The 4388-nt window shown below is 35.8% G+C and carries 2 protein-coding genes and 6 tRNA genes; 1 reads left to right on the top strand and 7 read right to left on the bottom strand.

Features of this window, described 5'->3' with window-relative positions; genetic code table 11:
• Positions 1-286 precede the first annotated feature (286 nt).
• Positions 287-2284, top strand: coding sequence for a right-handed parallel beta-helix repeat-containing protein (locus BM097_RS15705; RefSeq protein WP_090552600.1), 1998 nt, complete (start codon positions 287-289; stop codon positions 2282-2284).
• A gap of 53 nt (positions 2285-2337) precedes the next feature.
• Here the strand turns inward: BM097_RS15705 and BM097_RS15700 are convergent, their stop codons facing one another.
• The 7 genes from BM097_RS15700 to BM097_RS15670 all read right to left on the bottom strand — a co-directional run bounded on the left by BM097_RS15700 (position 2338) and on the right by BM097_RS15670 (position 4250).
• Positions 2338-3597, bottom strand: coding sequence for an EAL domain-containing protein (locus tag BM097_RS15700; protein ID WP_090552597.1), 1260 nt, complete (start codon positions 3595-3597; stop codon positions 2338-2340).
• Between the two features lie 146 nt (positions 3598-3743).
• Positions 3744-3816 (bottom strand) — tRNA-Lys (locus tag BM097_RS15695).
• 17 nt (positions 3817-3833) lie between these two features.
• Positions 3834-3904, bottom strand: a tRNA-Gly gene (locus BM097_RS15690).
• 14 nt (positions 3905-3918) lie between these two features.
• Positions 3919-3993: transfer RNA gene (locus tag BM097_RS15685), tRNA-Pro, on the bottom strand.
• Between the two features lie 10 nt (positions 3994-4003).
• Positions 4004-4076 (bottom strand) — tRNA-Thr (locus BM097_RS15680).
• A gap of 6 nt (positions 4077-4082) precedes the next feature.
• A tRNA-Asn gene (locus BM097_RS15675) sits at positions 4083-4155 on the bottom strand.
• 22 nt (positions 4156-4177) lie between these two features.
• Positions 4178-4250: transfer RNA gene (locus BM097_RS15670), tRNA-Ala, on the bottom strand.
• Positions 4251-4388 lie beyond the last annotated feature (138 nt).

The raw sequence follows: 4388 nt of genomic DNA, 5'->3' as shown, positions 1-4388 counted from the left end.
TGTGACTTGCTGTCCCTCAGTGCTCGATTATAATATCACCTAGAATTGTAGTTGTAAAGCCTTTTTTGAGTATTTTACCAAAGTAAATCTATTTGTCCAAAACAGTCTTTTTGTGTGAATTGTGCTAACATTTTAATCAATTACTCAAGATTGTATTTTTGGTACTTATTGTGATTAATTTATTTCTATACTTTCCCCTGTATAAATCAAAACTTTATGTGTTTATTGCTAAGATAGCTTAGATGAAAATATACATACAAAAAACTATTACCGAAAGGAGTTTACTATGATTTATTATGTTGATACAAATGCTTTCCGCGATGGTGATGGCTCTAAGAAAAGGCCTTTTAAACATATTTGTGACGCAGCTAAAATCGCTGTAGCCGGAGATGAAGTTTTAGTTGCAAGTGGTATTTATAGAGAAAAGGTTACACCTGCCAACGCTGGAACAAAAGACGCTCCAATTGTGTATAAATCAATTGAAAAATTAGGCGCTATAATTACTGGGGCCGAGGAAATATGTGGTTGGAAAAAACTCGAGGGGAACTTATGGACTGTAAGGGTGAACAATGATGTTTTTGCTGACTATAATCCATATACTACAAGAGTATATGGAGATTGGTACTTTTCTCCAAAAATAAGACATACTGGTGCCGTTTTCCTTAACGATAATATGATGTATGAATGTGATTCAATTGATGATTGCAAAAAAGGTGAACCAAATCCTTTTGCTTGGAATCAACAGGATGCATCATATCTATGGTTTACTGAACAAGATAAAGATAGTAATGAAACCATCTTATATGCTAATTTCCAGGGGCTAGATCCAAACAAAGAAAATGTTGAGATTCTTGTTAGAAGAAATTGTTTTATGCCTGATGAAAATGGGATTAACTACATTACAGTAAGTGGATTTAATATCAATAAAGCTGCTACAACCTGGGCTCCACCTGCTGCTTACCAGGATGGTATGATTGGTCCACATTGGAGTAAGGGATGGATTATAGAAGATTGCGAAATCTATGGTAGCCGTTGTTGTGGAATATCTCTAGGAAAATATTTGGACTCTGAAAATGATATGTACTTTACTGTAAAAAAAGTAAAAAGTCCCACACAAATGGAAAGAGATGCGGTATGCAGAGGGCAATATCATGGCTGGTTAAAAGAAAACGTCGGGCATCATATTATAAGACGTTGCAATATTCATCACTGTGAACAGACAGGAATCGTAGGTCGAATGGGAGGTGTCTTCTCTACTATTGAAGATTGTCATATCCATCATATCTGTAACTCTCAACAACTTGGAGGTGCAGAAACTGCCGGAATAAAGCTCCACGCAGCTATTGATGTTACTATACGAAGAAATCATATTCACAACAACATAATGGGAATATGGCTTGACTGGGAAGCTCAGGGTGCAAGAGTTAGTGGAAATCTTATGCATGATAACTGTCGTCCAAGATGCATTGAACAAGCTGACGGAGCAATGTTTAATACCGATGTGTTTGTTGAGGTTGGACATGGACCAACACTTATAGATAACAATTTACTTCTTTCACCTGTAGCTATTACCATTCCTAGTGAAGGAATAGCCTGTGTTCACAACTTAGTGCTAGGAAGCTTCAGTCTAATTAACTCTGGTGTTGACAGTATTATCAATAACCAACGTGAACCTCGTTATACTCCATATCATATTAGACACAGGACTGAAGTAGCTGGTTTTATGACTATTCTTCATGGAGATGATAGAATATACAACAATATTTTTGTACAACAGTATCCAATTACAGATAATACAAAAACAGCTGCTGATGCAGATTATCAAGAAGTTGGAACAGCTCCTTTTGATATATTCCCAACTTATGAAGAGTGGTATAAACCATTTTCAGCAAATACTGACCCTGACATGGGTGGATTAGCTGAAGCTCATTTTGGACACCTTCCTGTGTGGATAGATGGAAATGTTTATCTAAATGGTGCAAATGTGTATAAAAATGAAGTAAACAAATTAGAAGCTCCAGACTATAACCCAGAAATTATATTGGAAATAAAAGATGGAAATTATATCTTTAAAAACAAACTCAATAATATTATAAATAATTTTTACGGAAATCTGATTTCTACAGAATCACTTGGACTTGCATTTGAACCTGAACAAGCTTTTGAAAATCCAGATGGTACCCCTATTGTTTTTGATAAAGATTATTTTGGAAATCATCGATCAATAAAACCTATTCCTGGTCCATTTGCTGATTATAGCAAGAATGCTATTACTGTTTGGTAATAACAAATATAAAATTATTCTAAAAAACCACTTCAAAATTGAAGTGGTTTTTTCTATAAGTGCCAATCTATGCTATAACTATCAAGAATAGGAGATCTAGTATCGCCAACATAGGTTTCTTCATTAAAATCTACATTATGCAAAAAAGTTACCATAAATATATCGTTACTATCAGGATTTTCCATGAAATAGTCTTCTATTGCTATTCTATGATAAGAACCCCTTGTATCACACTGACGAACAATACGAAGCACACGTTTTTCGCCCCTAGCATATGCATCTAATAAATTTTCCCTTAAAAAAGCTTTTTCCAATGCTTCGTAATCTTCTGGTGAACAATATGACTTAACCAAATTATACCCTTCGTCATAACTACCTGTGGCAGGTATTGAGGTTTCAATATAGTTCTCTTTCTTCATGATATGATAACTATTTCTAGTAAGGTTTATAAATATTATAAGTGGGAACTTCTTATATACAGCATCAACAAGAACTCTAATCTGTCCAAATGCAGTGGAATTTCTAAAAGGATCAATGTAATCTACTGAAATTGGAGCCTCTTCTGTACACATAACATAAAATTCATCACGTGAAACAGGCTTAGAGAAAATATATCCCTGAATATAATCACAATCGCATGTATTGATAAAATCTAATTGTTCTTTTGTCTCAACACCTTCTACAACAGTAGTTAAACGTAATCTATGTGACATATAGAATACTGATTCTAAAGTAATTCTACCCTTTTCTGATTCACAATTATCCTCTAAAAAAGACTTATCAATCTTTAATACATTGGCTGGAACATCCTTTACAAAAGAAAGTGATGACATTCCCGAACCAAAATCATCTATTGAAACTGTATAACCCGCTTCAACTATACGATTAACCCAAGCAATTACATCATCTTTATCGGCTACAACATCAGATTCTGTAATTTCAATTCCAAATAGATTCTTTTCAACACCATAGACTTGTAAAATATTATCAAGTTTTTCAATAAAATTAGCGTCTTTAGCATGTTCTCTACCAAAATTAACACTTATTTTTACAGCTTTTTCCTTTAGTTCATTGATTAGCTTACAAGCTTCTTCTGCTATAAACCAATCGACAATACTTACCTGTCCTTTATCTTCAAGTTCTGGGATAAACTGATTAGGTGGAATAATTATCCCATCAGGTTTAATCCATCGTACTAAAGCCTCTGCTCCTCCAATAACACCCTTTTTAGGGTTGTATTGTGGTTGATAATATGCCTGCAGCTCATTATTCTCTATAGCTGCAACTACTTTATCATATAAAGTTCCTTCCATTCATAATATCCTCATGCGTTATATATTAGCATTGTTACGTAGATTATTATAATAATATCACGTTTTGGATTTGTCAATTAAGTATTAATTTTAGAACATAATTTCCAATAAAAAAGTTCTTCGTTAATAAACGAAGAACTCTGCAGTGCGCGATCAGGGGTTCGAACCCTGGACACCCTGATTAAGAGTCAGGTGCTCTGCCAGCTGAGCTAATCGCGCATATTATTTAATTTAAGAGCGGGTGATGGGAATCGAACCCACGTATTCAGCTTGGAAGGCTGATGTTCTACCATTGAACCACACCCGCATATATTTTTTAAATCGGGGTGACAGGATTCGAACCTGCGACCCCCTGGTCCCAAACCAGGTGCTCTAGCCAAACTGAGCCACACCCCGATGAATATGAAGCCGATGATCGGACTCGAACCGATAACCTGCTGATTACAAATCAGCTGCTCTGCCAATTGAGCCACATCGGCATTAAGCTCCCCAAGTAGGACTCGAACCTACGACAACTCGGTTAACAGCCGAGTGCTCTACCAACTGAGCTATTGAGGAATATTTCTCTCCCGAAGGAAAGTGGAGACGGAGAGATTCGAACTCTTGACCCCCTGCTTGCAAGGCAGGTGCTCTCCCAACTGAGCTACGCCCCCAAATGGGTAAACCATCTATTCGATAGCAACCTCAAAACTTCACACAGTAAATCTTACTCTTCCGATTTTTGCTACATTCTTTTCTTTTAGAATAAACCTTCGATCTATTAGTATTCATCAGCTGAATGCGTTACCGCA

This window comes from Pseudobutyrivibrio sp. OR37, assembly GCF_900113655.1.
GTDB lineage: Bacteria > Bacillota > Clostridia > Lachnospirales > Lachnospiraceae > Pseudobutyrivibrio.
The sequence above is the reverse complement of the archived record's forward strand: the minus strand, read 5'-3'. Positions and strand labels throughout refer to the sequence as shown.